This window comes from Candidatus Izemoplasmatales bacterium (assembly GCA_041649275.1).
In the GTDB taxonomy this organism is placed as follows: Bacteria; Bacillota_I; Bacilli_A; order Izemoplasmatales; family Hujiaoplasmataceae; genus UBA12489.
Genome location: JBAZNL010000001.1, coordinates 297,950 through 324,011, shown reverse-complemented (window position 1 = coordinate 324,011; position 26,062 = coordinate 297,950). Strand labels below are relative to the sequence as shown.

The following is a 26,062-nucleotide window of genomic DNA, read 5'->3' as shown; positions in this document are numbered from 1 at the left end:
CCGCTGCTCACGCGGATGCGGCTTGAAGGGGGATACGATATGGAAATGAAGAAGGGTCCTTGGAAGGACGGACTGCTCGTGACCGTCATCGGTCTTTCGACGATGGCGGCGGCCTTCCTCTTGTATTACCTGCTCTTCGCGCTGTTCGAGGCGTTCTTCGACCGCGGCGGGACCTACGGATTCGTTTCGTGGATCCGGATCGGCCATGGAATCGCCTGGATCCTCGCGTGCTTTCTGATCTACCGCACGCGGATCGCGGAGTGGTTCAAGGCCGGCATATTGGCCGGGGCGCTGACCGCCTTCATGACGGGAATCGGCGTCCAGCTGTACGAAACGCCGATCGTCGCCCTCCTGCTCGACATCCTGGCGGCGGAAACGGCCGCCTTCCTGCTATGCGTGATGAACAAGAAATGGTATCACTACTACGCGGTCGCGATGGCGGTCATCGCCGGCCTGATCTATACGGGAGTCCTGGATCTGTAGGACGAACGTCATGGATCACCGATGCGGATCGTTTCGCAAGACCGATCGACATCCCGCGGACGACCCGAACCGTCGGAAGGAGAACACCATGGACAAGACGATCCGATGGCTGCTGGACGGCGACGTGTCGGTGCAGGCGATGACGCATCGGCTGATCCTCCACTCCGATCCGGCCGTGATCGAACGGTTGCGGGGCAGGATCCCGACCGAAGGCGACGGTGCAAGATACTTGTCGTCCCGAAGCGAAAACGGTCACTGGGGGCTCCACTACTACCAACCCAAATGGACTTCGACGCACTACACGCTCCTCGAGATGAAGAACATCGGCATGCCGGAATCGACGCCCGCCTGCCGGGAGATGGTCGCGCGGACGTTTGCCGAGTGCATGACCGAAGGCGGCGGCGTGAATCTGGCCAAGTCCGACCTTCCGAGCGATGTCGCCGTCGACGGCATGGTCCTGAACTACGTCGCCTATTTTCGGCCGGACGATTCGCGCGTGGCCGACCTGGCGCGTCATCTCGTCGCGGCCGGGAAGAACGACGGCGGTTTCACGTGGGACGAACGATCGGACCATGGCGATCCGCATACGACGATCTGCGTCCTCGAGGGACTCGGTCAGTTCGAGCGCTCGGTGCCGGACCACGGTCTTTCCGGGCTGGCGGAGGCGAAGGCGAAGGCGATCGAGTTTTTGTTGTCGAACGGACTGTTCGTCGGGGCCGACGACCGCAGGTTCCGACAGCTGTCCTATCCCTTCCGCTACCGCTACGACCTCCTGCGGGTCCTGTCGTATTTCGCCGACGAGGGCGTTTCGTACGACGACCGCATGCGACCGGCGCTCGATTGGCTGCTCGCGAAACGGAACCAAGAAGGAGTCTGGTTCCTCGAGCACGTGCACGAGGGGAGGGTCCACTTCCCCGTCGGAGAAGTCGGGCAACCCAGCAGGCACCTCACCGTCCTGGCCCTGCACGTCCTCGGATTCTACGGAATGGCGAATGACCGTACGGAAACGTCGGCCTGCGCACCGGAAGAAACGCGCCGATCCCTTCAGGCGATGCTGGACAGATCGACGGTCGCCGTCGCGCAGTTCGCGCCGGGAACGTCCCAGCACACCCTTCAGTCCCGCCGGATCGCGGCGCTGACCCTTGCCCTCGGCCTTCTTTCCGACGAAGCGGCGGAGGCGTCAGCCACGGATCGGACCATGGCGACGACCGCGCTTTCCTCGCTCCTCTCGAAGTCGGAGAAGGCGCTCGCGAAACTGAAACCCGAATCCTGGCAGCAAGCCCTGCTCGACAGGAACATCAAAGCGCTCCGGATCGCGATCGGACGGATTCTGGAATCTCCTGATACCACCGATCCCGAGGGCGAAAGGACGCATCCGGCGCCGTCTCCATCGGGACGGCGGACCAAGGAAGGAGTCGAACCATGAACGATTTCGCCGACTTTCTGCTCGCCATCCCCGATCCCGAACACCGGGCGAAACTTCGGGACGTGCTCGAGCGCATCGCGGTCACGTTCCCGACGCTTGGCAAACGCATCGCCTGGAACCAGCCGACGTTCACCGACCACGGCACCTTCATCCTCGCCTTCAGCGCCTCGAAGAACCATTTCTCGGTGGCGCCCGAAAAGGTCGCGATCGACCGGTTCGGCGCCGAGATCGACGCCGCCGGTTACGGCCGAAGCGAGATGCTCTTCCGGATCCGCTGGACCGATCCCGTCGACTTTCCGCTCCTGGAGGGCATCATCCGCTTCAACCTCGCCGACAAGGCGACCTGCAGGACGTTCTGGCGACAGGGCTGAAACGCCCGCCGCCCATGACCCATCGATAAGGAGACCGACCATGGAGAAGACCGATCCGCGCGTCGACGCGTTTCTCGCAGGCGAGGAACGCTGGCGTGAAGCATTCGCCGAACTGCGTGCCGCCGTCCGCGCCTGCGGACTGACGGAGACGCTCAAGTGGGGCGTCCCATGCTATACCGTCCAGGACGAGAACGTCGTCCTGATCCACGGCTTCAAGGACTACTGCGCGCTCCTCTTCGTCCGCGGGGCGCTGCTTTCGGATCCCGCCGGGATCCTCGTCCGTCAGACCGAGAACGTGCAGGCGGCGCGTCAGATCCGCTTCCGGGACGCCGATAGCGTCCGCACCCTCGCGCCGACGATCGGGGCCTATGTCCGCGAAGCGGTCGCCCAGGTCCGCGCGGGGATGAAGGTGGAACGGAAAAGCGGCGATGATGCGGCCTATCCGGAGGAACTCGCGCGCCGCTTTCGGGGCGATCCGTCCCTGAAGGACGCGTTCGAGCGGCTCACGCCCGGACGCCGTCGCGCCTACCTCCTCCATTTCACCGCCCCCAAACAGGAAAAGACCCGCGAGTCCCGGATCGAGAAGGCGCTTCCCGCCATTCGCGCCGGCAGGGGCCTCGACGACTGACGACGAGACCGGCCGACGAACATAAGGAGAACGACATGAAAAGAGCATTCGACTGGAAACGCTTCATCCTCGACGCGGCACCCGTCGCGGCCTTCACCGGCGCGATCTGCGTCGTCATCATCCTGCTTTCGCTTTTGGGCGCGGACGGCACGTACTTCGTCTTCCGCGGCGACGCGGCGAACGCGGCGGCCGCATCCGCGGCCTTCGCGGCGGTCCGGACGACGGACCGGTTCGACTGGACCTTCATCGCCCTCTTCGCGGTCGTCGTCTACATCTACGCGACCGAGCTGAAGCACAAGAACTACAAGGGCGTCGTCGCGGCGCTTTCGCTCTACGGCGTGCACTGGCTCTACGAGATCGGAAACGCCGTCATCGGTTCCGCGTCCGGCTACGCGCTTTGGACCGTGTCGCCCGAGAGCACGTCCTTCATCCTGCTCGTAGGCGTCTCGTGGGAACTCTCGATGATGTTCTCGATCGCCGGCCTGGCGATGTCGAAACTGCTCCCCGACGATCCGAAGAAGCGGATCCTCGGGATGAACAACCGCATCCTCTTCGCGATCGGAAACGCCGCCTTCTTCGCCGTTTTCGAGATCTTCCTCGCCGGTACGCCGGCGTTCCGCTGGGTCTATCCCTGGTGGGGCGCTCTGCCCGTCTTCCTCACGACCTACATCCCGTTCTTCCTGGCGGCGTTCCTCATGCACGACGCCGCGCCGAAGACGCAGAAACGCTTCCTTCTCGCCGTCTGGGGCGCGGTCGCGGTCCTGCTCCTCGTCCTGATCCCGCTCGGGATCATCTGAGGCGCAACCGTGCCCCTGATCAAGCCGATCGCCCTCAGGCCGGGCGACCGCGTCGCGACCGTCAGCTCCTCCTGGGGCGGCGCGGGTGATCCCGAACTCCGCTGGCGCTACGACGCCGGCAAGGCCGCCCTCGAACGCGAGTTCGGCCTCAAGGTCGTCGAGATGCCGCACACCCTGGCGGGTTCGGAGTACGTCTACGACCATCCCGAAGCCCGTGCGCAGGATCTGATGGACGCGTTCCGCGACCCGTCGATCAAGGCGATCTTCTCCTGCATCGGCGGCGACGATTCGATCCGGATCCTGCCGTACGTCGACTTCGACGTGATCCGTCGGAATCCGAAGCCCTTCCTCGGTTTCTCCGATTCGACGATCACCCACCTGATCTGCCACAAGGCCGGGGTGACGAGCTATTACGGTCCGGCGATCCTGAGCGAGTTCGGCGAGAACAACGGCGTGTACCCCTATACCCTCGACCGGGTCCGCCGCGCGCTCTTCTCGACCGCGCCGATCGGCGCCGTCACACCGCCCGCCGCATGGACCGGAGAGCGGATCCACTGGTCCTACGAGAACCGTTTCAAGGTGAAGGCGATGCAGCCGCACGAAGGCGTCATCGTCCTCCAGGGGCGCGGGGTCGTCCGCGGCCGCCTGTTCGGCGGCTGTCTCGAGGTCCTCGAGTTCGCGAAGGGGACGCGCCTTTGGCCGTCACGGCGGACCTTCTCGAGAGCGATCCTCTTCTTCGAGACCTCGGAGGACCAGCCCTCTCCCGCAAACGTCGAATACATCCTCCGGAGTTACGGTGTGCTCGGCGTCCTCCAGGCCGCGAACGCGCTCGTCTTCGGGAAGCCGTCCGGCAACGTGCACTTCGAGGCGTATCGGAAGAGCATCGTCAAGATCATGCGGGAATTCGGCTTGGAAGACAAGCCGGTCCTGTACAACCTCTGCTTCGGCCACAACGAGCCGATGGCCGTGATCCCCTACGGCGTTCGTGCCGAGGTCGACGCCGACCGCGGCGTCCTTCGGATCCTCGAAGCCGGCGTCCGGTGACGATGGCGGAATCCCTCCGCCGAAAGGAGAACGATGGCATTTCGACTCGTACGGGAAGATGAACGCGAAGCACTGCTCGCGATGCTGTACCGCGACCCCTTCATCAACCTCTTCATCATCGGCGACATCGAATTCTACGGATTGTCGACGGACTTCCAGACCGTCTACGTCGACGGCGACGGCGTCCTCGAGACGGTCGTCCTCCGCCATCATGCGAACATGATGGTCTTTTCGACGACGAACCGGTTCGATCCGGAGGAGGTGCTCGCCCTCGCCGAGCGTCACTCGATCAAGGTCATCAACGTCGGCGCCCGCACCTACGCGCGCCTTTCGGACGAGCTCTCGCGTTCGTTCGACGTCAAGAGGATGACGATCGCGCGGATGGCTGCCCCCGATCGCCTCGATTCCCCGGACCCCGAAGTCCGGCGGGCGACCGTGGAGGACGTGCCGGCGATCGTGGACGCGCTCTACGGCATCTCCGAATTCGTCTCGAACCTGACCGAACCCCGGGAGGAACGGCTCGTGGGGATGGCGGCGAAGCTTCGCGACGGATTCTCGCTCCACTACGTCCTCGAGCGCGACGGACACATCATCGCCCACGCCAGTTCGACGGCGCATTCCAGGAACGCGGCGATGGTCGTCGCCGTCTTCACGCGCAAGGAGTGCCGCCGCGAAGGCTGCGCGAGCAAGGTCGTGTCGGCGCTCTGCCGCCACCTGTTGGAATCGGGGAGGATGCCGGTCCTCTTCTTCGACAACCCCGCCGCCGCGACGATCTACCACCGTCTCGGATTCGAAGATGTGGACGGATGGATGATGGCGGTATCCAAATCGATCTGACGGAGGATTCGTCATGAAACGTACGAGCATCGAGATGATCCTGATGGACCGGTTCGAACTGACCGAAGAAGACCTCGCGGCCGCGGAGGGGAAGTTCTTCGACGCGGAGGGGCGTCTGTCCATCCTGCCGGCAAAGGAAAAAAACAAGGCCGCGATCTATATCCTTCTCGCGGCATGCTTCGATCTCGGGAGGACCTACGCCGAGAAGGAAGTGAACCTTATTCTGATTCCGGCGGTCGAAGACTACGCGTCCTTCCGTCGCGCGCTCGTCGACCACGGCCTGCTTTCGCGGTCGCGCGACGGCCGCACCTACTGGCGGAACGCCTGAAGAACCACCTGAGGAGGAACCATCCATGAGAATCGCGATCTACGGCGCCGGCTCGATCGGCACCGTCCTCGGCGCCTTCCTGACGAAGGCGGGCGTCGACGTCGACCTCGTCAACCACAACGCCGCCCACGTCCGGGCGATGAAGGAACACGGCGCCCGCATCGTCGGCACCGTCGATTTCATCGTGCCCGTCCACGCCCTCCAGCCCGAAGAGATGACCGGCACCTATGACGTCGTGTTTCTGATGACGAAACAGCTCGACAACCGCCGCGTCGTCGAGGGGCTTCTGCCCTTCCTCGGCGAATCCGGTGTCGTCTGCACGATGCAGAACGGACTTCCCGAACCCTCGGTCGCCGACGTCGTCGGACCGGAGCGCACCTTCGGCTGCGCCGTCGGCTGGGGCGCGACCTTGCGCGAGCCGGGCGTCGTCGAACTGACGAGTGCGCCGACCCGCGAGGCGCTCGCCTTCAGCCTCGGCTCGATGTCGGGAAGGACCGACGGGACGCTCCGGGAGATCGCCGCCGTCCTCGGCCGGATGGGAGACGTCAGGGTCGAGGCCAACTTCATGGGCGCACGCTGGGCGAAACTGCTCGTCAACGCCGCCTTCAGCGGCCTCGGGACCTGCATCGGCGGCACCTACGGGGATGTGTCCGACGACAAGACGGCGCGCTTCGCGGCGCAGAAGGTCATCAAGGAGTGCATCGAGGTCGCCCGCCGCTCGGGCGTCGCGATCGAGCCGATCCAGGGTAAGGACATCGTCAAGGTCTTCGATTATCAGAATGCCCTCAAGCGCTTGATCGGCTTCATGATCATCCCGTTCGCGATCAAGAAGCACCGCGCGATCCGCCCGAGCATGCTGCAGGACCTCGAGAAGGGCAAGCGGACGGAAATCGACGCGATCAACGGGGCGGTCGCCGCCCAGGGCGACAAGATCGACTTCGACACGCCCTACAACGACCTCGTCGTGACGATCGTGAAGGAGCTCGAGTCCGGGAACGGCAAGCCCGGACGCGAACAACTCACGCGCTTCGCCGCGCTCCGCAAGGTGAAATGAACGCAAAGCCGCCGACCCATCGATCGGCGGCTTCGCGTTTTCCGACGGAATCCCCCTTGACATCCGGAGCCGGCGGCTCTATACTGTGTATGTTCGATATACACAGTTGGAGGAACCTCATGCTCAAGATCGAGAATCTCCGCAAGACCTACCCGTCCTTCACCCTGAAGGACGTATCCTTCGAACTGCCGAAGGGATACATCATGGGCTTCATCGGCGCGAACGGAGCCGGCAAGACCACGACCCTCAAGTCCATCCTGAACATCGTCAAGCCGGATGCGGGAACGGTGACGATCTTCGGGAAGAACATCGTCGGGAACGAGACCGAACTGAAGCGGCGGATCGGCTTCATGTACGGCGAGACGACGTTCTATCCGCACAAGCAGATCGGCGCGATCGTGAAGGTGTTCAAACGGTTCTATCCGACGTGGGACGAGACGGCCTACCGCAGCTACCTCGACCGCTTCGGGCTCGACGAGAAGAAGCAGGTGACGGAACTCTCGTCCGGGATGAAGGTCAAGTTCGCGCTCACGCTGGCGCTCTCGCACGGCGCGGAACTCTTCATCTTCGACGAACCGACGAGCGGCCTCGACCCGGCCGCCCGGGCCGAACTGCTGGACCTCTTCCGGGAACTCGTGCTCGACGGCGAACGCTCGATCCTGTTCTCCACGCACATCACTTCCGACCTCGACAAGTGCGCCGACTTCGTCGTCTTCATCCGCGACGGCGAACTGGTGGCGAACACCACCAAGGACGACCTGATCGCCGCGCACGCGGTCGTGTCGGGCAAGCCCGGCGACCTCACCGACGACCTGCGCGCCCGCCTCGTCGGCGTGCGGAAGAACGCCTTCGGCTTCACCGGCCTGATCCGTCGCGCGAACCTGCGCGAAGGCGAGGTGCCGGTGGTCGAGAAACCCAACCTCGAAGACATCATGATCTACTACGACAAGGGGGCGTCGAAATGAAGAACCTGCTGTACAAGGAACTGAAGCTCGTCGTCACCCCGGGAACCTATTTCTTCTGCGCATGTGCGCTGTTGCTTCTGATTCCCGCGTATCCGTACTTCGTCGGCGTAAGCTATACCGTCATGTCGTTTCTGATCAATTTCGGCGTCGCCCGGGACAACCGCGACCACGAGTTCTCGGCGATCCTGCCGGTCCCGCGCGACCAGATCGTGCTCGCGAAGCATCTCCACGTCCTGATCCTCGAAGGCGTCACCATCCTGGTCGCGATCCCGGCCGCGCTCGTCTCCTCGCTTTGGTTCAATCCGAACGGAAACGTCGTCGGGATGGACGCCAACTTCGCCTTCTTCGGCTTTACGCTCGCCGCCTACGCGGCCTTTAACGTCGTGTTTCTGACGAAGTATTTCAAGACCGGATACAAGGTCGGGATGCCGATCGCGTTCGGGCTCGCCGCGTACCTCGCGGTCGTGGCAGCGGTCGAACTGCTCGTCCACGTCGTCCCCGGACTCGCCGTCCTCGACGGCCTCGATCCAGCGCATGCGCTCCCGCAGCTGGGGGTTCTTCTCGCCGGCATCGTTCTCTACGTCGTCGGGATGGTCGCCTCCTACCGCATGTCGGTGCGCCGGTTCGACAAGGTCAGCCTCTAGCGATGAACCTCGTCGTCGCCGTCAAGTCCGAAGTCCCGATCTACGAGCAGCTCCACGACCAGGTCGCCGCGCAGATCGTGAACGGCGAACTGGCCGCGGATACCGCGCTGCCTTCGATCCGCGCCGTCGCGGTCGAACTGGGCGTGAGCGTGATCACCATCAAGAAGGCGTGGGAACGGCTCGAGGACGAAGGTTTCATCGTCACGTGGGCGGGGAAGGGCTGTTACGTCCGCGGCCACGCCGGCCCGGAAACGGACCGGCGCGAGGAGATCGCGCGCAAACGGCTCGCGACCGAACTCCCATACTACGTGCAGCTCGGCATCGGCGTCGAGGAGTATCTCGAACTCGTCCGATCCGCCTATCCGAAACGATGATTCTTCACCCCCAAGGAGGGTCATGAGATGGAAAAGTTCGCATGCGATTGGAACGTGCTCGTCAAGGAAGGCAAGATCCGGACCGAGATCGACGGAAAACCCTATCTGGTGGTCGTCAAGGACGGGAAGCCCTACGCCCTGTCCGACGTCTGCCCGCACATGGGCGGATCGCTGTCCGAGGGCGCGTACGCCGACGGGAAGATCACCTGTCCGCGCCATAAGGCGCGCTTCGACGTCGTCACCGGCGAAGTCGAGGGGCGGGCGAAGATCCTCTTCGTGAAGCTGCCGACGGCGAAGGCGAAAACCGTTCCGGCGCGCGTCGCGGACGGCCGCGTCCTGATCGACCTGTAAATGAAAACGGACCGTCGACCTTTCCGGGTCGACGGTCCGTCGTCTCATCGGACGCGGTTTCCGCATTTCGGGCAGAAGTTGTCCTCCGCTTGCAGAGGCGTTCCGCAGTGCGTGCAGTAGGCGTCGGCGGCGACCGCCGCTTCGGCGGCTCTGCGCGCCGTCTCGGCGCGGTCATACTTCGCGAACGGGTCGCCTTCCTCGGTCGAGTCGACGACGTCGACGAGCGAATGGCGGTCCTTCGCGGTGGCGTTGTGCTTCTGGAACTTCGCCTGCTTCACCGCCATCGCGATGAACAGGATTCCGAAGAGCGGAAAGATGAAGCCGACGACGGAGAACACGCCGCCGGCATCGGCGAACGCGAAAATGCCGATCGCGGCGGCGACGATCGTCCAGAGGACGCCGAAGGCGATCGCGAACAGCGATCCCTGATAACCGAGCTGGGAGACTCCGCGCCCGGGCTTGATCTGCTTCATGACATACCACCTCGCCCATTATTATACAATATCGTTCCGCCGTTTGATCCGACGAATTCGAAAAGTGGCGCCGATGCCCGCCGAGGGAGGATCCCATGAAACAAACCGTCATCGTCACCGGCCATCTGGCCGCGCTCAAGACGACCGTCTCCAAGCGTCTGGCGGCGGATCTGAACGCCGTCTGCCTGAACAAGGACGACCTCAAGGAAGTCCTCGGGGATACGATCGGATTCGCCAACCGCGAAGAGAACCTGAAATTGTCCGCGGCGACGTTTTCGCTGATGCGGAAACTGATGCCGGACATTCTCAAGGCGGACGACCTGGTTGTCCTGGAAAGCAACTTTCGCCGCGCGGAATACGAGGCCGTGCGTCGCGACGCGGCCGATGCCGGGATCCGCGTCCTGACGATCTTCATGACCGGCGATCCCGACGTTCTTTACGCGCGCTATCTCGCGCGTCAGGAGAGCCGCCATTCGGTCCACAAGTCGACGGGGACGATCCCGCCGGAGATGTTTACGGCGATCCTCACGCCGTTCGATTCCGCCCTTTATGGCGAGGATGCGGTCCTCGTCGACGCCACCTACTTCACGGAGACGGATTACCGCGACCTGCTGGATCTCGTCCGCCACCGGCTGGAAGGCGGGATCCGATGACGTCCGATCTTGGTCGGATCGGTTCGCTGATCCTCCATGACGGCATGCGCGAACGGATCCTCGATCGGATCGAGCGCATGTCCCGCCCGGACCAGGGGCGATACGCCGCCCTGTGCGCCGAACGGGTCCTCCGGTTCACGGACGATCCCCGGGCGGCCGCGGCGATCGCCGCCGCCCGCGCCTGGGCCGACGGCAGGATCCGTCCCGGCGTCGCCCGCGCCGCCGCCCTCGAAGCGCACGCCGCGGCCCGCGCCGCGTCGTCCGCCGCCGTCTTCGCCTGCCGCGCGGCGGGTCACGCCGCCGCGACCGCCCACGTCTGGCGGCATGCGATCGGTCCCTGCGACTACGCCCTGAAGGCGCTCGCGACGGTTTCGGTTGATCCCGAAGCGGCGATCCGCGAGGAACGCCGGTGGCAGCTCGACCTTGCGCGAACGATGTCCGCCCCGATGCCTTGAAAACTGCCAAAGAGAGAAAGACGCCGCCGCGATGGGGCGCCTTTTTTAACAAGGCGATCGTCGCCTCTCGCGATGCGACCGGTTCGAGATGCGGTCCGGAGACGCTTCGGTTTCACTTCGAAATGCGCTCCGACCCATCGCGGAAGACTGGCGTTCATGATATAATCACAGTCAGTGAAAGAAACGCATGCGAACTGCGGAAAGGATCCTCCATGAACCGAAAGGACCTCAATCTCCCAATCATCATCATCGTCGTCAGCGCCGTCGTCTTCGTGCTGTCGGTGGTCGCGCTCGCGTTCGGCGATTTCCTCGCCGATACCTTCGACGTGATCGGGATCCGGATCGCGATGCTCATCGTCGCGTTCGCGTCGTTCTGTTCCAGTTCGCTGTTCTCGCTGCTCATCTATTCCCACAACCGGACCGCGAGCCGGATCAACGACGACACCAACCGCCGCGCCGAACTCTTCCGCGAACTCACCTTCGCCTCGAGCAACTACTCGATCATCGAGTTCATCGACCGGATGCTCATCTACGACGAATCGGAACGCTACGTGGAACGCTACGTCGATCCGCGGACGATGGAATTCCACATGGTCGACGCCCGCATCGACGATGCGGCGGTCTGCGAAGACCGGCGGGAATACCGCTTCACGTCGATGAAGATTCCCTTCCGCGTCCTCGAAGGCAAGTACGTGTCGGGGATCGCGATCGAACGCCTGTCGTTCGAGCGCGACGGCTCCCGTTTCGATTTCCGTCCGTGCGGAGGCGCGGACGAGACCGACGTCTTCATTCTCTACAACGAGACCACCAAGCGCCACAACGTCATCATCAACCTGATCACTCCGAAGGAGACCGACTTCTTCCTGTCGGAGAAGGTGAACGCGTTCTCCAAGATCGTGATCCAGCTTTGCGTCACGAGCCTTCTCGGCGTCAAGGTCAAGGGCGTGTCGCACCTCTACTTCACCAATCCCGAACAGATCGAGGCGGTCGGTTCGAACACCTACCGGATCAACTCGGCGACCTTCGCCCTGATCGCGCCGCCGCAAGTCACCCATTACCCGCAATAACTGGGAGGATCGACCATGATCTACTGTTTCTCCGGAACCGGAAACTCGCTTCACGCCGCGCACGCCGTCGCCCGTCTCACCGGCGACGCCGTCCGCCCGATCGCCGTCGAACGCGACGCCGCGGGCGCCCATCCCGTCTTTCGCCCGACGCCCGGCGAACGGCTCGGGTTCTGTTATCCGATCCATGCCTGGGGCATGCCGCGGATCGTCTCCGACTTCATCCGCGACCTCCGCGTCGAAGGCGTTCCTTCGTACGTCTTCTGCGTCTCGACCTGCGGCGCCGAGGAGGGCGACACCGCCGCCGTCCTCGAACGTTCGCTCAGGAAGAAGGGCCTCACCCTCGACGGCGCCTTCACGGTCGCGATGCCGAACAACTACCTGCTCGGCTACGAGCTCGACGCCCCCGAGGAGCGGGACCGCATCCTCGCGGCGGCCGACGTCCGCCTGGAGCGGATCGCCGATGCGGTCACGCGCCGCGAACCCGGCGCCCGCATGCTTCTGACGGGATCCCGGCCGAAGCTGATGTCGACCCTGATCCATCCCCTCTTCAGCCGTTTCGCCGTCACTACGGCGCCGTTCCGCGTCACCGACGCCTGCATCCGCTGCGGCCTGTGCGAACGCGTCTGTCCGGTACATACGATCCGCCTCGACCCGCTTCCCGTCTGGGGGAGGAAATGCACGCAGTGCCTCGCCTGCATCAACCGCTGTCCCGTGGGGGCGATCGATTACGGGAAGGGGACCGTCGGGAAACGCCGCTATGTCCACCCCGACCTCCGTTGATGGGGTGGCGCCGATGACGACCGACATCGTAAGATTGACCGACTCGCCCGAACCGTGGACCCGCTATCGGACTCTGATCGATTTGCGCGGGTTCGCCATCGACGATCCCGAGGTCGTCGCGGCGCGCAAGGCGACGCTCTCGCACCCGCTCGTCCACGGGATCCTGACTGAACTATCCGCCTGGCCCGAAGGCGTGCTGAACAGCCACAAGAGTTCATCGCAACCCTACCACAAGCTTGCGTTTCTGGCCGATGTCGGCCTGACGTGCGCCGATCCCGGCATCGGCGTCGTCGCCGAACGGATCCTCGCGACCCTCGACGGCGACGGCGTCCCGACCCTGACGACGAAGCATGCGGTGGGCGTGGACGCGATCGCCGGTTGGGCGCTCTGCGACGCGCCGATTACGATGCGGGCGCTCGTCGCGTTCGGCTACGGGGACCATCCCGGTCTCCGGAAGGGGATCGATGCCCTGTTCGACCGTTGTCGTGACAACGGCTGGCCGTGCGCGCTCTCGGCGTCGATCGGCACGTGGCGCGGTCCCGGAAGGAAGCAGGATCCGTGTCCGTTTTCGACGCTCGCGATGCTCCGCCTGGCGGCCGAACGCGCAGATACCGCGGCGCGGCCGGAAGCCGCCGCCGGCGTTGAGGCGCTGCTCGGCCTTTGGGAACGCAGCCGCGCGGAACACCCCTACATGTTCTACATGGGAACCGATTTCCGCAAGCTGAAGGTCCCGTTCGTCTGGTACGACATCATGCAGGTCGCGGACACCCTGTCGCGCTATCCCTTCACGCGCGCTGATGCGCGTTTCGCGGACATGCTCGAGGTGATCGCCGCCAAGGCGGGACCCGACGGCATCTATGCCCCCGAATCCGACTGGAAGGCGTGGAGCGACGGCGGGTTTTCCGCCAAGGGGCGCCCGTCCGACTGGCTGACCTTCCTCGTCGTCCGACTGATGCGCCGGGCGGGCAGATCATGAATATGACGACCGGAACGCGGGCGCCGGAACCGACGCCGAGAACCGCCGAAAGCCGCTCAGCGGCCCGCGCCGCCGCATTTGCGGCGCAAGGGTCCGACCGTCGGATCGCCCTCCTCGAGCGCGAGTGGGGGGCTTACAAGTACGCCGTGCTGGAGCGGTCGCCGCGGATCTATCAGTCGATCCGCGGACTTCTGCGGGACAAAACCGGCTATCCCGTCGCGGAATTCTATCGACTCGTCGACCTTGCCCTGGCGACGCCGTGCGCGCCGCAGATGCGGGCGAACGCGGCGGCCCACGTCTGGGGTTACTTCAAGCGCGTCGCCGCGGAAGCGGAGAAGCGCGAGTACCGGGATCTGATGGCTTCCTACCTCGACGGCGAAGCCGAGATCGGATCCGTCAAGCGGTTTTTGTGGCGGCTGAGCGTCGCCTACGGTGTCGGCTATCTCATCGGGTCGGACTACTTCGCCGATCGTTGATCGGCCATGCAGGGCTTCCGGACCGCTGGAAGCCTTTTTCATCCCCCGATGCCGAAGCGAACGCGTTTTTCGGCATCCGCGATGCATTTTCGCGCCGGATTTGCTACAATGGTGTAAATGGGGATTTCATTGTGAAGATTCGACATCTTGGAGGAGCGTAAACCATGAGATACGACGTCTGCGTGATCGGCGCCGGACTATCCGGACTGACGGCCGCCGCATTGCTCGCGAAACGGGGATTGAAAGTCGCGGTCATCGACAGAAACTATATGCCGGGAGGATCTTGCGGCGTCTTCAAGCGCGACGGGGCGACCTTCGACTACGGATCCTCGATGCTTTATGGGTGGGGCCCGTCGGGATTCAATCCGCACCGCTTCGTGATGAACTCGCTCGAAGAGCCGATCTCGATGATCAAGCACGACCTCCTGTACTGCGTCGTCTACGACGGGAGACGGATCAACTTCTGGGCCGATCTCGACCGCTTTGCGGACGAACTCGGGGAAGTGTTCCCGTCCGAAAGACGGAACATCCTCCGCTTCTACGCCGACATGGGGCAGATCTACCGGCACGTGATGGTCGAGACGCCCACCTATACCTCCCCCGAGGAGACCGATCCCAAGGAAGGTCTGAAGAGTCTGCTCCGTCATCCGCTCTCCTACTTCCGTTTCCTCAGCTATCTCAACCTGAGCGCCGATACCCTCCTTCGGCGTTATTTCAAGGACCCTGCGATCTTCCGCTTCTTCGACAAGCTGACCTCGACGTACTGCTATACGACGGTGAAGGAGACTCCGGCGATCCTCGCCGCGGTCATGTTCGTCGACAACCACGTCGGCGGCAGCTATTATCCCGCGGGGTCGACGCTGCAGCTCGTCGGCCGCCTGGAAAAGTCGATCGAGGAGCACGGCGGCACGATGATGCTCGAACGCGAGGCGGTCAGGATCGCCTTCGACCGCGGCCGCGCCACGGGCGTCGAACTCGCCGGCGGCGGCTTCGTCGAATCGGACGAGGTCGTCCACGCCGGCAGCGTCTGGAACTTCTACGGCAGGCTGGTTCGTCACGAGGCGAAGAAGCGCCGCATCGCCTGGGCGGAGCGACTCGAGCCGACCTATCCGTCGGTGATGCTCTACGCGCTCGTCGACGCCGCCGCGATTCCCCAAGGAACGCTCCCGGTCGAGATGCTCGTCGGCAATCCCGCCCGCATCGATGAGACCGAAGTCACCGTATACGTGCCGTCCATCGACGACCGCACCCTCTGCCCCTCCGACGCCCACGTCGTGATGGCGATCGGACCGAGCTTCGAGACCTGGGACCGCTCCGACCCCAAGGCCTATGCGGCTCTGAAGACGGCGGAACGCGCACGGCTCCTCGAGGTGCTGGAACGCCGCTTTCCCGGCATCGCCGGACACGTCCGGCACGCCGAAGTGGGAACGCCGGCGACGATCGAGCGCTACGCGATGAAACGCGGGGGCGCCGTCGCCGGACCGAAGCAGCGCCTCGGCCAGCACATGTTCCGCCGGCTGCACATCCGCACCGAATGGAAGAACGTCTTCGCCTGCGGCGAATCGACCGTGATGGGGACCGGGACCCCGGCCGTCACGACATCGGGGCTCTCGGCCGCCAACGCGATCCTGCGGAAACGGGGGCTTCCGGTCTTCAGGTACGATCCGGCACAGAAGAACGTCGTCCGCATCGTCCCCCACCCGTTCACCGAAGACCGGCTGAACGCCGATGTCCCCGAACCGGAACGGACGATCATGCGCCAGGCGTCCCGGTGCCGTTTTTGCGAGCATCCGACCTGCGTCGACCACGCCATCTTCGACGTGCGCGGGATGAACCGGCGCGTCGCCGTCGGGAACTTCGCCGGCGCCCGCCGCCTCGTCATGGCGCTTCCGGTCGATCCGGACGCGCGGGATGCGTTCCTCCGCACCTGCGAATCGCGCTGCGTGCTGAAACTCGGCGGGGAAGATCCGGTCGCGATCGGACCGATCGCCCTGCATTTGACGACCCCCCTGCGGGAAGGAGAACCGAAACGATGAGATATGATGCAATCGTGGTGGGCGGCGGCATCGCCGGCCTCACCGCCGCCAGCTACCTCGGACGCGCCGGAATGAAGACCTTGCTCTGCGAGCGGGCCGACCATCTCGGCGGTCTCGTCGTGTCGTTCGAGCGCGACGGCTTCACGTTCGACGGCGGGATCCGCGCCTTCGAGAATTCCGGCATCGTCAAGCCGATGCTGAAACAGCTCGGGATCGAGGTCGATCTCGTCCGCAGCCCGGTTTCCGTCGGCATCGGCCGCGACTTCGTCTACCTCGGCGGCGAAGAGAGCATCGCCGACTACGAGGCGATGCTCATCCGTCAATTCCCCGAAGACGCAGATGCAGTCCGCTCCATCATCCTCGAGATCAGGAAGGTGATGGGCTACATGGACGTTCTGTACGGCATCGACAATCCGCTGTTCCTCGATGCGATCGACGATCCGAAGTACGTCTTCAAGACGCTCCTTCCGTGGCTGTTCCGGTACAACCGCAACATCAGGAAGGCCGGGAAACTGACCGATCCGATCGACGACCATCTATCCCGCTTCACGACGAACAAGGCGCTGATCGGCATGATCACGCAGCATTTCTTCCGCGAGACGCCGGCATTCTTCGCGCTCAGTTACTTCAGCCTCTACCTCGACTACAACTATCCGCGCGGCGGCACCGGCACGCTCGTCAGGGCGGTCGAGAAGTACGCCCGCGACCACGGCGTCGAGATCCGCACCGGCACCGAGATCGTCGCCCTCGATCCCGCTGCGAAGACGGTCGCGACCGCCGGCGGGGAGATCCTCGGCTACGACCGCCTCGTCTGGGCGGGCGACATGAAGGCGATGTATCGGGCGATCCCCGAAGCGTCGCTTTCGCCCGCGGTCCGCGCACGGAAACAGGCGCTGGAAGGCCTCGTCGGCGGCGATTCGATCTTCACCGTGTACCTCTCCGTCGACGCCGACCCGTCCGAATTCGCCCGGGTCTGCGGCGCGCATTCGTTCTACTCGCCGGTCGCGGAAGGCATTCTCGGAAAGACCGCGGATCGGATCGATCCTTCGCTCCGCGACGCCTCCGGTCTGCCCGTCGGCCTCGCCGAGTATTTCCAGAAGACCACCTACGAGATCTCGATTCCGGTCCTGCGCGATCCGGCGCTCGCGCCGGCCGGCAGGACGGGTCTGATCGTTTCCGTCCTGATGGACTACCGGCTCGTCGAACGGATCAAGGCGGAAGGCCTGTACGAGGAGTTCAAGAAGCGCGGCGAGCGGCTCACCGTCGACGCGCTCGTCGGTGGTGCGTTCCCCATGCTCGAAGGCAGGATCTCCGGGATCTTCTCGTCGACGCCGCTTTCGATCGCGCGCGATGTCGGGAGCTACCAGGGGGCGATCACCGGGTGGTCGTTCACGAATCGTCCGATGCCCGTCGAACATGGGTTCGCCAGCATCCAGAAGACGGTGATGACGCCGCTTCCGGACGTCTATCAGGCGGGTCAGTGGACGTTCGCACCCTCCGGGCTGCCGGTTTCGATCCTCACCGGCAAGCTCGCCGCCGACGCGGTCCTCAAGCGTGCGAAGAAAACGCGTCGTGCGCATGCGGAAAAATCGCGCTGAGCGATGGCGCGGCGATCGCATGTGCGGTATAATGGCACTGTCAAACGCAAGGTGCGTTGACGGCATGATCGGAGGGCTTTCATGAAGACGTTCTATCTGAAGCAGAAGGTATTCAGCTTGACCGACAGATACAAGGTGTACGACGGCGGCCAGAACGTGGTTTTCCATTGCGAAGGCAAGATGTTCTCGTTCACCCACCGGATGGATTTCTACGATTCCGCGAAGAACGAGGCCCTGTTCACGATCAAACGGCAGCTCCTGACGCTGCTGCCGGTCTACCATCTGACCGCGCCCGACGGCAACGAGGTCGCGACCGTGCGGAAACGCTTCACCGTGCTCAAGCAGAAGCTCGACATCGAGAGCCGGTACGGGGACTACACGATCGAGGGCGATTTCTTCGCGCACGAATTCCAGATCTCCTCGTCCGCCGGAACGGTCGTCGAATTCCGCAAGAAATGGATCTCGTGGGGCGATTCGTACGAGATCGCCGTGCACGCGGAGGAGAACGTCGCGTTCTTCGTCGCCCTCGTCGTGATGATCGACGACTGTCTTCACGACAACGAAGGCAAGTCGGGAGCGACGATCCATATCGGCGGTTCCCACTGAGAATCAACCGTCATCGCGGATGCGGGGCAGATTCCCGGACGATCCGCGTCACTCGCGCTTCAACCGTCGCCCCGCATGCGTGCCGCGGGCGACGTCGTCACGACCGCTTCGGCATCACGGAGCGGCGAAAGGAGAAACGCCCCATGGATGTGGAAACGGTCAGACTGGAATTCGAAGACGGATTCAAGGGCAAGCTCGTCGCGTCGGGAGGAACCGTCCCGATCGGTCAGGTCGAAGGCGGGCTCGCGCCCTACAATCTTCTCTTCGGCGCCCTCGGGTCATGCTTCTACTCGACGTTCCTGTCGATCGCGAAGAAGAAGCGCCTGACATTCGACAAAGCCGAACTGACGATCTCGGGTCACAAACGCGATGAAACGCCTCCGACCCTCGACCATGTCGAGATCCGGCTGACCGTGACCGGCGCCGCCGATCAGGTCGGAATCCGGCGCAGCGCCGAACTCGGAGCCGAATACTGTTCGATCCACGCGACCGTCTCGAAGGTCGCCGAAATCCGTCTGGAAGTCGTGTTCGCATAGCGCTCCGCGACGAAACCGTGAACAAAAAGGACAGAACCGGTGCATCCGGATTCTGTCCTTTTTCGTAATGGGGGTCGCGGGTGCCTACTTCTCGAGCGCACCGAGCATCCAGAGATGCTTCTCGAAGCTCTTCGAGATGCCGACCAGGAGGTCGGCGGTCACTTCATCGCCGTCGGTCTGGGCGGTTCGGATCGCCTCGCGGACGGCTTCGTTTACAGTCGTGAAGTCGTAGATCGTCTGGTTGACCATCTCCGTCGGCGTCTCGTTGCCGCGCGCCTCCGGAATCGAGGTTTGGGCGAGGAATTCCTTCAGCGTCGCGAAGGGGACGCCGCCCAGCTGCAGGATCCGCTCGGCGACTTCGTCGAGCCGCTCGGCGACCTCGTCGTAGAGTGTTTCAAAGAGGGCGTGGAGCTGGTGGAAATGGGGACCGGTGACGAGCCAGTGGTAGTTGTGCAGTTTGACGAAGAGGACGCCGAAGTCGGCGACCCGGCGGTTGAGCGCCTGCGTCGTGTTGTTCATTCGTGCTCCTTTCATACGGGGTTGCCGTAGGGCGTCGTGCGGCCGACGTGCCGGACGAAGCGATGGCCGAGGGTTTCGCCCAGTTCATAGGTTCCGGCGGGGAGGGAAGCGGCGACGAAGGCCGAAAACGCGTCCTTCCGGACGTCGTAGATCTTCTCGACCTCGTTGTCGAAGAGGGTCGGAATCCGCTCGACGAGGGCGGAGAGCGGCTCTGCGCCGGCGGAGGACGGCTCGGTGCCGGATTTCATCATCTTGAGCATCGCCTTGCGGTAGGTCTCGAAGGAACGCGCGCCGACGACCTTGACGGCTTCGCCGGCATCGTTCATGAAGACGACGGCGGGATAGCCTTCGATCCCGAGTTCGACCATCGGCTTCATGTTCGCAAGCAGCAGATCGCGGCCCTGCGGAGAGTACGCGAACTCGACGACGGCGTCCGCATCGGCGCCGACCTTCCGGAGCAGGTCGGCCAGGACCGCCCTGTCGCCGATATCCCGGCGTTCGAGGAAGACGGCTTCGCGGACGATGCGGAGGAACCGCGCCGCCCGTACGGGATCCTTGCCGTCGAGGACGAGGAAGGCGATGCTCGCCGGCCAGGTCGTCGCGACACCCGTCGTTTTCCAGATTCGGCCGTCGATCGGGATGTTGTAGTACAGGCCGACCTCGGTCCAGTGTTCGGCCATGTCGTCGGCTTCGGATTTCGAGAGCGGGTCGTCGAACATCCCGCCCATGACGGTGACGACGTCGAGAACCGCGGCGTATTCGTGCTTGAAGCGGTTCATCGTCCCCTCGAGCGCCCAGCAGTGGGAACAGACGGGGTCGGTGAAGTAGAGCATCTTGATGCGTTCGGTCGGATTCGGCGTGGTGGCCATCGGACAACCTCCAGGTTCGGCTTCATCCCATTATAGACGATGGAATCGACGCATGTCAAAAGATGCGCTCGGCGACGCTTTTCACCCCGAAGAAGCAAATCGTCCGTGCAGGGACTCATGCACGGACGGACTCAGTCGGCTTGGAATGTGGAAAACGCGAGGAGCGATTCGATCTTTTCGTAGTCGAAGTAGCGGGACTGGCGGAGGAGTTCCTTGCCGACCTGGATCACGATGACGGTCGGCACGCTGAAGATCAGGTATTCGCCCCGGAACTGGGGGACGTCCTCGATCCAGACTTCGTAGGCGGCGACGGCGGGATAGCGGGCGGCGAGCGAAGCGATCCGTTCGGTGACCGGAATGCATGCGGGGCAGGTGTGCCCCTTGGCGATCACGATCGCGAGGGGGACGCGCCGCAGTTCGAGAAGGTCGGCGCGCGACAGGATTTTTTTCATAGCATCACCCACCCTCTAATATATCACATCTTCGCGGTTTGCGTCATGGTTGCACGATTTTTCGACGGATCGACTCTGTGAATTCGGCGTCGGAATTGATATAATTAGAAACAAGACGTGACGGCGACGGCCTCGGGTCGTTCTTCGCGAGAGTCAAACGGAGGTACATGTATGGGTTCGGATGTTTTGACAGTCGAAAAGAAACTGCTTCGTAGAAACAAGTGGAACTACAGTCTGGGCGGAATCGGCCGCGACATGATCTACCAGCTGGTCGCCACCTTCCTGATGACCTACATCCAGTTCTCGGGTCTCGGCTTGACGAAGGAACAGTTCAGCGTGATCGGCGTGATGCTCGTCATCGGCCGCATCTGGGACGCGGTCAACGACCCGTTCATGGGCTCGATCGTCGAGAATACCCATACCCGCTGGGGCAAGTTCCGCCCGTGGATCCTGATCGGCGGCGTACTGACCAGCATCGTGATCCTCGTCATGTTCAACTTCCGCCCGAGCGGCTGGGGATTCGTCGTGTTCTTCGCGATCATCTACCTGCTCTGGGAAGCGGCGTTCACCCTGAACGACATCCCCTACTGGTCGCTCATTCCGGCGCTGTCGCGCAACAAGAAGGATCGCGACGTGATCACCACGATGGTCGTCGTCTTCGCCGGCGTCGGCGCCTTCATCGCCAACGCCTTCGTCGCCTTCACGACCGTCGGCAACGCGGTCGCCGGGTACCGCACCGCCTCGATCCTGTTCGTCGTCATCTTCCTCGCCTGCACCTGCCTGACCGTCTTCGGCGTCAAGGAACCGCGCGAGGCGGAAGCCGACGTCCAGGCGGAGAAGGTCGGTCTCAAGCAGATGTTCTCGATCATCTTCAAGAACGACCAGCTGCTTTGGGCTTCGCTCGCGCTCGTCCTCTACACCGTCGGCTCGAACCTGCTGGTCACCCTCGGATACAATTTCTTCTATCTCGAGATCCGCTACGACGGTTCGCTCACGATGGCGTTCATCGTGACCTTCGCGGTCTCGACCTTCTCGATCCAGGGATTCTACGCCGCGCTCGCCAGACGCTTCAGTCGGCGCCGGCTGTTGACCTACTCCCTGATTGCCACGGTCTTCGGATACGGCATGCTGCTTCTGCTCGGATGGACCGACATCCTGCCGATCAACGTCTGGCTCGTCTGCGCGTTCGGCGCCTTCGTGTTCGCCGGTCAGGCGATCTTCTACATGGTTCTGATCGTGAACATGACGAACACGATCGAGTACAACCAGCACAAGACCGGCAAGCGCAACGAAGCCGTCATCTTCGCACTCCGGCCGTTCGTCGCCAAATTCGGCAGCGCGATCGAACAGGTCGTGTTCGTCGTCATCCTGCTCGCTTCCGGCGTATACGTGATGAGTCAGAACGTGAGCGCGCTCGAGAACCTGAAGAATACGTTCGACAACCTGACGGCCGTCGAACGCGTCGCGTTCATCGATAACGCCAACGACGGCGTCGCGATCCTCGACAACATCGACATCGAAGACGCCGAAAAGGCCGCCATCTACGCCGCCATCGCCGATCCCACCAACGAGGTCTTCACCTACGACGCGGAAGCGGCGATCTGGACGATGTCGATCAACGCCGCCGCCGACAGCGTCTTCCATGACCTTGCGAGCGCGAACCTGCGCGCCCGCCTGGTGCTGCGTCTCGCGATCACGATCCTGCCGGCCGCGCTCATCGGCGGATCCTACGTGGTGCTTCGGAAGAAATACATCATCGACGAGAAGTACTACGAAGAGATCACGGCCAAGAACGCCGCCTGAGCGGTAAACCGGAAAGGTGGTCGCCGACCGATGGGATCCTCACGCACCTACGCGATCCTCGTGACGCTCGATGCGGGCTATCTCAAGCAGCTCGCCGCGCTCCTCGGTTCGCTTCTTCACGTCGAACCCGACGCATCGTTCGACGTCTACATCATGCACAAGCGGCTCCGTCAGGAGCATTTCGACAAGGTCCTCGCCGCCGTCGGCGGCAAGCGCGTCCGCTTCCTGCCGATCCTGATCGACGACGATTCGCTTTCGGGCGCACCGACGACCAAGCGCTATCCGCTGGAGATCTACTACCGGCTTCTGGCCAGCCGCTATCTGCCCGCGGATCTCGATCGCGTGCTGTACCTCGATCCTGACATCGTCGTGATCAACCCGATCGCCGAACTGTACGACCATCCGCTCGGCGACGATGCCTTCGTCGGCTGCTCGCACGTGACGAAAGGGTGGCGGAACTTCAACGCGATCCGTCTCGGCATGCCCCGCAAGGCGCCATACGTCAACAGCGGCATCCTGCTCATGAACCTGCGGGTGCTGCGCGCCATCGTCGACCCCGAACGCATCTATGACTACATCCGCAGGAACAAGGCCGTTCTGGTTCTGCCCGACCAGGACGTGCTTTCAGCGCTTTACGGCGATCGCTCGGTGATGGTCGATTCGCGCCGCTACAACCTGTCCGACCGCTACATGCGCCTCTACAACCTGCGCCGTCCGCTCAAGGAACCGAAGCTGGACCTCGGTTGGGTTCGTAGGCACGGCGTGATCATCCACTACTGCGGCCGCAACAAGCCGTGGAAACCCGACTATGTCGGCGAGCTCGACGTGTTCTGGCGCGAAGCGCTGGAACGCCTCGACCTCACCGGCTGGGAGTAAAAAGTGATCTACGTCGTCGCCGGCGTCGCGAAGGCGGGCAAGACCTTCGTCGCCCGCAGGATCCTGAAGGAACGGAGCATCTCCGTGTTCTCCACCGACTACCTCATGATGACGCTCGCCAAGGGCGATCCGCATCGCCGGATCGATCCCGACGCCGACGACAAGGTCGTGTCGAAGCAGCTCGAACCCTACCTTGTCGGTCTGATCGGGACCATGATCGAGAACGGCTTCGACCAGGTCGTCGAGGGCGTCCACATCCAGCCGGAGTTCGCCGCAAAGCTCCTTGAACAGTATCCCGGCCGGATCCGGTTCGTATTCCTCGGCTACCGGACCGCCGATCCGGACGTCAAGATGCGGGAGATCCTGACGCACGCGAAGGAGATGGAGAACGCCTGGTTCCTCTCCTACCCGCCGAAGGAGATGCGGAAGCTGGTCGCCTACATGATCGACGAAAGCGAACGCATCAAGCTCGAGACCGAACTCTACGAGCTGCCCTACATCGAGGTCGACGACATCGTAAGGGACTGCGACGCGATTCTGCGAACGCTCTTCGAATGAACCGCGCCGAACGGAACCGTCCATCGGGAAATCCGGGAACGAATCCCCGCACAGGAGGAACAACATGACTTGGGATCAAGTGAAATTCGTCACCGAACTCATCACCTTCATGATCGTCGCGATCAGCGCCGTGTCCTCGACCGTCCTCTTCTTCAAATCGAAGAACATGATGCGCGAGAAGGAAACCTTCGACTACATCGACGACAAGTTCCTGGACTACATGAAGATGTGCCTCGAACGGCCGAGACTTGACGTGTTCGACATCCCGGACCGGCAACCCGTCGAATTGACCGAAGCGGAAAAGAAACAGGAGAAGATCGCCTTCGCGTCGCTTCTGAACATCTTCGAACGCGTCTACATCTTCTATGTCGATGACAGGAAGCATTGCGACGAGGACCAGCTCGTCGGCTGGACCCGCACGATCCGCACATTCTTCGCCCGCGAGAACTTCCGCCAGACCTGGAAGGAGGACTGGTACGGCTGGGACGCCGGATTCATCTTCTTCATGGACAGGTTCTATCTCGAGGCCGAACACCGGGCAAGACTGCGCGAAGTCAAGACCGTCGAGGATCTTTCCGTCTGGTACGGCGTCTATGAAAAGTGCTTCGAGATCGATTTCAACAACGATACCTTCGAAAAGCTTCGCCGGTTCTTCGACGATCGGGGTCAACACCCCTATCGGTTCGACTTCATCGTCGACGGCGACGATGCGGTCGTCGGCGGGATGCTGACGCAGAGCATCGGGAACGCGGTCGTGATCCTGTATCATTTCCTCAAGGAGGAAGCGCGCGCGAAAGGATTGGGCACGCTCGCGCTGAAGTGCCTTCGCGACCGTTGTACGGAAGACCAGTATCTGCTCGCCGAGGTCGAGAAAAGAAATGCCGCATACAAGCCCTGGTGGCTCAGCCGCATGTTCCTCGAGGTCGACATGGACTACTACGTGCCGAACGTCGATGAAACGACCCGCCGCGAGATCAGTGCGGAACACTGCAACGACCTCGTCATCCAGTATGCCCACCCGGTTTCGCCCCGCGACCTGAGACGTACGCTCAGAACGTATCTGCGCACGTCGTTCCTCCACGATCCGAAGGCGCCGATCCGTCGCATTCTATCGGTTCGGAACAACGACCGGCAGTTACGGAAGATGGGAAGGGCCCTGAAGCTGAAGGGCTGAACGTCTTCGTCCGCTTTCACCCCATCGAAGAAGCGCCGTTCGACCGATATCCCGTCGAACGGCGCCTATTTTTTGCAAATCGCTTTTCACGATTGCCGATTCGTGATATGATGTTAGCGGAAACTAACTAATTTTCACGAGAGGAGATTGAATGAAACCATGGAAAACGTCACGTACAACCGCATGCCGCTGATCGGCGACAAGGCCCCCCAGTTCACCGCCAAGACGACGCAGGGACCGATCAACTTCCCCGATGACTACCAGGGGAAATGGGTCATCCTGTTCTCGCATCCTGCTGACTTCACCCCCGTATGCACCACCGAATTCATGACCTTCGCCAGCATGCAGAACGACTTCAAGGCGCTCAACACCGAGCTCGTCGGACTCTCCGTCGACTCGCTCTACGCCCACATCGCCTGGCTCCGCAAGATCAAGGAGCTCGAATGGAAGAACCTCAAGAACATCGAGGTCACCTTCCCGCTGATCGAGGACATCCGCATGGACGTCGCCAACAAGTACGGCATGATCCAGCCCGGCCAGTCCAACACCCAGGCGGTCCGCGCCGTGTTCGTGATCGACCCCGAGGGGACGATCCGCACGATCCTCTACTACCCGCTCTCCACCGGACGCAACTTCGACGAGATCAAGCGCATCGTCATCGCCCTCCAGAAGGCCGACGCCGACCATGTCGCGACCCCCGCCGACTGGCGTCCCGGCCAGGACACGATCGTGCCGACGGCCGGATCCTGCGGCGTCGCCAAGGAGCGCATGGAATCGAAATCTGCCGACACGTACTGCCTCGACTGGTTCCTCTGCTTCAAGCGCGAGAAGAAGTAGAAAAAGATTGACGGAC

The 26,062-nt window shown here is 62.9% G+C and carries 31 protein-coding genes and 1 pseudogene; 28 read left to right on the top strand and 4 right to left on the bottom strand.

Annotated features, from left to right (window positions below; all coding sequences use genetic code 11):
• Nucleotides 1-39 precede the first annotated feature (39 nt).
• The 13 genes from WC509_01480 (at nt 40) to WC509_01420 (ending at nt 9,302) form a co-directional block, all read left to right on the top strand.
• Complete coding sequence (locus tag WC509_01480; GenBank protein ID MFA5006128.1) at nt 40-483, top strand: hypothetical protein; 444 nt, start codon at nt 40-42, stop codon at nt 481-483.
• An 88-nt stretch (nt 484-571) separates the two neighbouring features.
• Entirely contained in the window at nt 572-1,909 is a 1,338-nt protein-coding gene (locus WC509_01475; protein ID MFA5006127.1) for a hypothetical protein, read from the top strand.
• Nucleotides 1,906-2,280 carry a DUF1801 domain-containing protein gene (locus tag WC509_01470; GenBank protein ID MFA5006126.1) on the top strand — a complete coding sequence of 125 codons (375 nt, stop codon included), beginning with the start codon at nt 1,906-1,908 and terminating at the stop codon, nt 2,278-2,280. The genes WC509_01475 and WC509_01470 overlap by 4 nt, the downstream gene beginning before the upstream one ends.
• 40 nt (nt 2,281-2,320) lie before the next feature.
• Nucleotides 2,321-2,908, top strand: coding sequence for a DUF1801 domain-containing protein (locus WC509_01465; protein ID MFA5006125.1), 588 nt, complete (start codon nt 2,321-2,323; stop codon nt 2,906-2,908).
• Between the two features lie 35 nt (nt 2,909-2,943).
• A complete protein-coding gene (locus tag WC509_01460) occupies nt 2,944-3,705 on the top strand; it encodes a hypothetical protein (protein MFA5006124.1) in 762 nt (253 codons plus the stop codon).
• A gap of 9 nt (nt 3,706-3,714) precedes the next feature.
• A complete protein-coding gene (locus WC509_01455; GenBank protein ID MFA5006123.1) occupies nt 3,715-4,749 on the top strand; it encodes a S66 peptidase family protein in 1,035 nt (344 codons plus the stop codon).
• A gap of 33 nt (nt 4,750-4,782) precedes the next feature.
• Nucleotides 4,783-5,586, top strand: coding sequence for a GNAT family N-acetyltransferase (locus WC509_01450; GenBank protein MFA5006122.1), 804 nt, complete (start codon nt 4,783-4,785; stop codon nt 5,584-5,586).
• A 13-nt stretch (nt 5,587-5,599) separates the two neighbouring features.
• Nucleotides 5,600-5,914 (top strand): DUF2087 domain-containing protein, encoded by a 315-nt coding sequence (locus WC509_01445; protein ID MFA5006121.1) that lies wholly within the window; start codon nt 5,600-5,602, stop codon nt 5,912-5,914.
• A 25-nt stretch (nt 5,915-5,939) separates the two neighbouring features.
• On the top strand, nt 5,940-6,968 hold the full coding sequence (locus WC509_01440) for a 2-dehydropantoate 2-reductase (GenBank protein MFA5006120.1): 1,029 nt from the start codon (nt 5,940-5,942) through the stop codon (nt 6,966-6,968).
• A gap of 119 nt (nt 6,969-7,087) precedes the next feature.
• On the top strand, nt 7,088-7,933 hold the full coding sequence (locus WC509_01435; protein ID MFA5006119.1) for an ABC transporter ATP-binding protein: 846 nt from the start codon (nt 7,088-7,090) through the stop codon (nt 7,931-7,933).
• Nucleotides 7,930-8,577 carry an ABC-2 transporter permease gene (locus tag WC509_01430; protein ID MFA5006118.1) on the top strand — a complete coding sequence of 216 codons (648 nt, stop codon included), beginning with the start codon at nt 7,930-7,932 and terminating at the stop codon, nt 8,575-8,577. Before WC509_01435 ends, WC509_01430 begins: the two co-directional genes overlap by 4 nt.
• 2 nt (nt 8,578-8,579) lie before the next feature.
• Complete coding sequence (locus WC509_01425) at nt 8,580-8,951, top strand: GntR family transcriptional regulator (GenBank protein MFA5006117.1); 372 nt, start codon at nt 8,580-8,582, stop codon at nt 8,949-8,951.
• A gap of 27 nt (nt 8,952-8,978) precedes the next feature.
• Complete coding sequence (locus tag WC509_01420; GenBank protein MFA5006116.1) at nt 8,979-9,302, top strand: Rieske 2Fe-2S domain-containing protein; 324 nt, start codon at nt 8,979-8,981, stop codon at nt 9,300-9,302.
• A 44-nt stretch (nt 9,303-9,346) separates the two neighbouring features.
• On the opposite strand, the gene WC509_01415 is transcribed toward WC509_01420, so the two are convergent.
• Entirely contained in the window at nt 9,347-9,775 is a 429-nt protein-coding gene (locus tag WC509_01415) for a zinc ribbon domain-containing protein (GenBank protein MFA5006115.1), read from the bottom strand.
• Between the two features lie 86 nt (nt 9,776-9,861).
• Here WC509_01415 and WC509_01410 point away from each other — a divergent pair.
• From WC509_01410 to WC509_01365, 10 genes and pseudogenes are all read left to right on the top strand, one after another.
• A pseudogene (locus WC509_01410) lies at nt 9,862-10,428 on the top strand (AAA family ATPase).
• Nucleotides 10,425-10,883: a putative immunity protein gene (locus WC509_01405; GenBank protein ID MFA5006114.1), complete on the top strand. Its 459-nt coding sequence runs from the start codon at nt 10,425-10,427 to the stop codon at nt 10,881-10,883. The pseudogene WC509_01410 and the gene WC509_01405 overlap by 4 nt, the downstream one beginning before the upstream one ends.
• Nucleotides 10,884-11,095: 212 nt before the next feature.
• Nucleotides 11,096-11,950: a hypothetical protein gene (locus WC509_01400; protein ID MFA5006113.1), complete on the top strand. Its 855-nt coding sequence runs from the start codon at nt 11,096-11,098 to the stop codon at nt 11,948-11,950.
• Between the two features lie 15 nt (nt 11,951-11,965).
• Nucleotides 11,966-12,730 carry an EFR1 family ferrodoxin gene (locus tag WC509_01395; GenBank protein ID MFA5006112.1) on the top strand — a complete coding sequence of 255 codons (765 nt, stop codon included), beginning with the start codon at nt 11,966-11,968 and terminating at the stop codon, nt 12,728-12,730.
• Between the two features lie 13 nt (nt 12,731-12,743).
• Nucleotides 12,744-13,706 (top strand): hypothetical protein, encoded by a 963-nt coding sequence (locus tag WC509_01390; protein ID MFA5006111.1) that lies wholly within the window; start codon nt 12,744-12,746, stop codon nt 13,704-13,706.
• Nucleotides 13,703-14,182: a YbgA family protein gene (locus tag WC509_01385; protein ID MFA5006110.1), complete on the top strand. Its 480-nt coding sequence runs from the start codon at nt 13,703-13,705 to the stop codon at nt 14,180-14,182. Before WC509_01390 ends, WC509_01385 begins: the two co-directional genes overlap by 4 nt.
• Nucleotides 14,183-14,346: 164 nt before the next feature.
• Nucleotides 14,347-16,218 (top strand): FAD-dependent oxidoreductase, encoded by a 1,872-nt coding sequence (locus WC509_01380; GenBank protein MFA5006109.1) that lies wholly within the window; start codon nt 14,347-14,349, stop codon nt 16,216-16,218.
• A complete protein-coding gene (locus WC509_01375) occupies nt 16,215-17,816 on the top strand; it encodes an NAD(P)/FAD-dependent oxidoreductase (GenBank protein ID MFA5006108.1) in 1,602 nt (533 codons plus the stop codon). The genes WC509_01380 and WC509_01375 overlap by 4 nt, the downstream gene beginning before the upstream one ends.
• An 81-nt stretch (nt 17,817-17,897) precedes the next feature.
• A complete protein-coding gene (locus tag WC509_01370) occupies nt 17,898-18,422 on the top strand; it encodes an LURP-one-related family protein (protein MFA5006107.1) in 525 nt (174 codons plus the stop codon).
• A gap of 143 nt (nt 18,423-18,565) precedes the next feature.
• A complete protein-coding gene (locus WC509_01365; GenBank protein MFA5006106.1) occupies nt 18,566-18,958 on the top strand; it encodes an OsmC family protein in 393 nt (130 codons plus the stop codon).
• A gap of 84 nt (nt 18,959-19,042) precedes the next feature.
• Here WC509_01365 and WC509_01360 read toward each other — a convergent pair whose 3' ends face one another.
• From WC509_01360 to WC509_01350, 3 genes are all read right to left on the bottom strand, one after another.
• A complete protein-coding gene (locus tag WC509_01360; protein MFA5006105.1) occupies nt 19,043-19,477 on the bottom strand; it encodes a DNA starvation/stationary phase protection protein in 435 nt (144 codons plus the stop codon).
• 11 nt (nt 19,478-19,488) lie between these two features.
• Entirely contained in the window at nt 19,489-20,346 is an 858-nt protein-coding gene (locus tag WC509_01355; protein MFA5006104.1) for a DsbA family protein, read from the bottom strand.
• A 131-nt stretch (nt 20,347-20,477) separates the two neighbouring features.
• Nucleotides 20,478-20,798, bottom strand: coding sequence for a thioredoxin family protein (locus WC509_01350; GenBank protein MFA5006103.1), 321 nt, complete (start codon nt 20,796-20,798; stop codon nt 20,478-20,480).
• 171 nt (nt 20,799-20,969) lie between these two features.
• Here WC509_01350 and WC509_01345 point away from each other — a divergent pair, with 171 nt between their 5' ends.
• The 5 genes from WC509_01345 to WC509_01325 all read left to right on the top strand — a co-directional run bounded on the left by WC509_01345 (nt 20,970) and on the right by WC509_01325 (nt 26,046).
• The gene (locus WC509_01345) at nt 20,970-22,601 is read left to right on the top strand and encodes a glycoside-pentoside-hexuronide (GPH):cation symporter (protein ID MFA5006102.1); all 1,632 of its coding nucleotides are present in this window, start codon (nt 20,970-20,972) and stop codon (nt 22,599-22,601) included.
• Nucleotides 22,602-22,631: 30 nt separating this feature from the next.
• Nucleotides 22,632-23,477, top strand: a complete 846-nt coding sequence (locus WC509_01340) for a glycosyltransferase family 8 protein (GenBank protein MFA5006101.1) — start codon at nt 22,632-22,634, stop codon at nt 23,475-23,477.
• 3 nt (nt 23,478-23,480) lie between these two features.
• Nucleotides 23,481-24,035: a hypothetical protein gene (locus WC509_01335; protein ID MFA5006100.1), complete on the top strand. Its 555-nt coding sequence runs from the start codon at nt 23,481-23,483 to the stop codon at nt 24,033-24,035.
• A gap of 64 nt (nt 24,036-24,099) precedes the next feature.
• Nucleotides 24,100-25,209, top strand: coding sequence for a hypothetical protein (locus tag WC509_01330; GenBank protein ID MFA5006099.1), 1,110 nt, complete (start codon nt 24,100-24,102; stop codon nt 25,207-25,209).
• A 159-nt stretch (nt 25,210-25,368) separates the two neighbouring features.
• Nucleotides 25,369-26,046 carry a peroxiredoxin gene (locus WC509_01325; protein ID MFA5006098.1) on the top strand — a complete coding sequence of 226 codons (678 nt, stop codon included), beginning with the start codon at nt 25,369-25,371 and terminating at the stop codon, nt 26,044-26,046.
• Nucleotides 26,047-26,062: the final 16 nt, after the last annotated feature.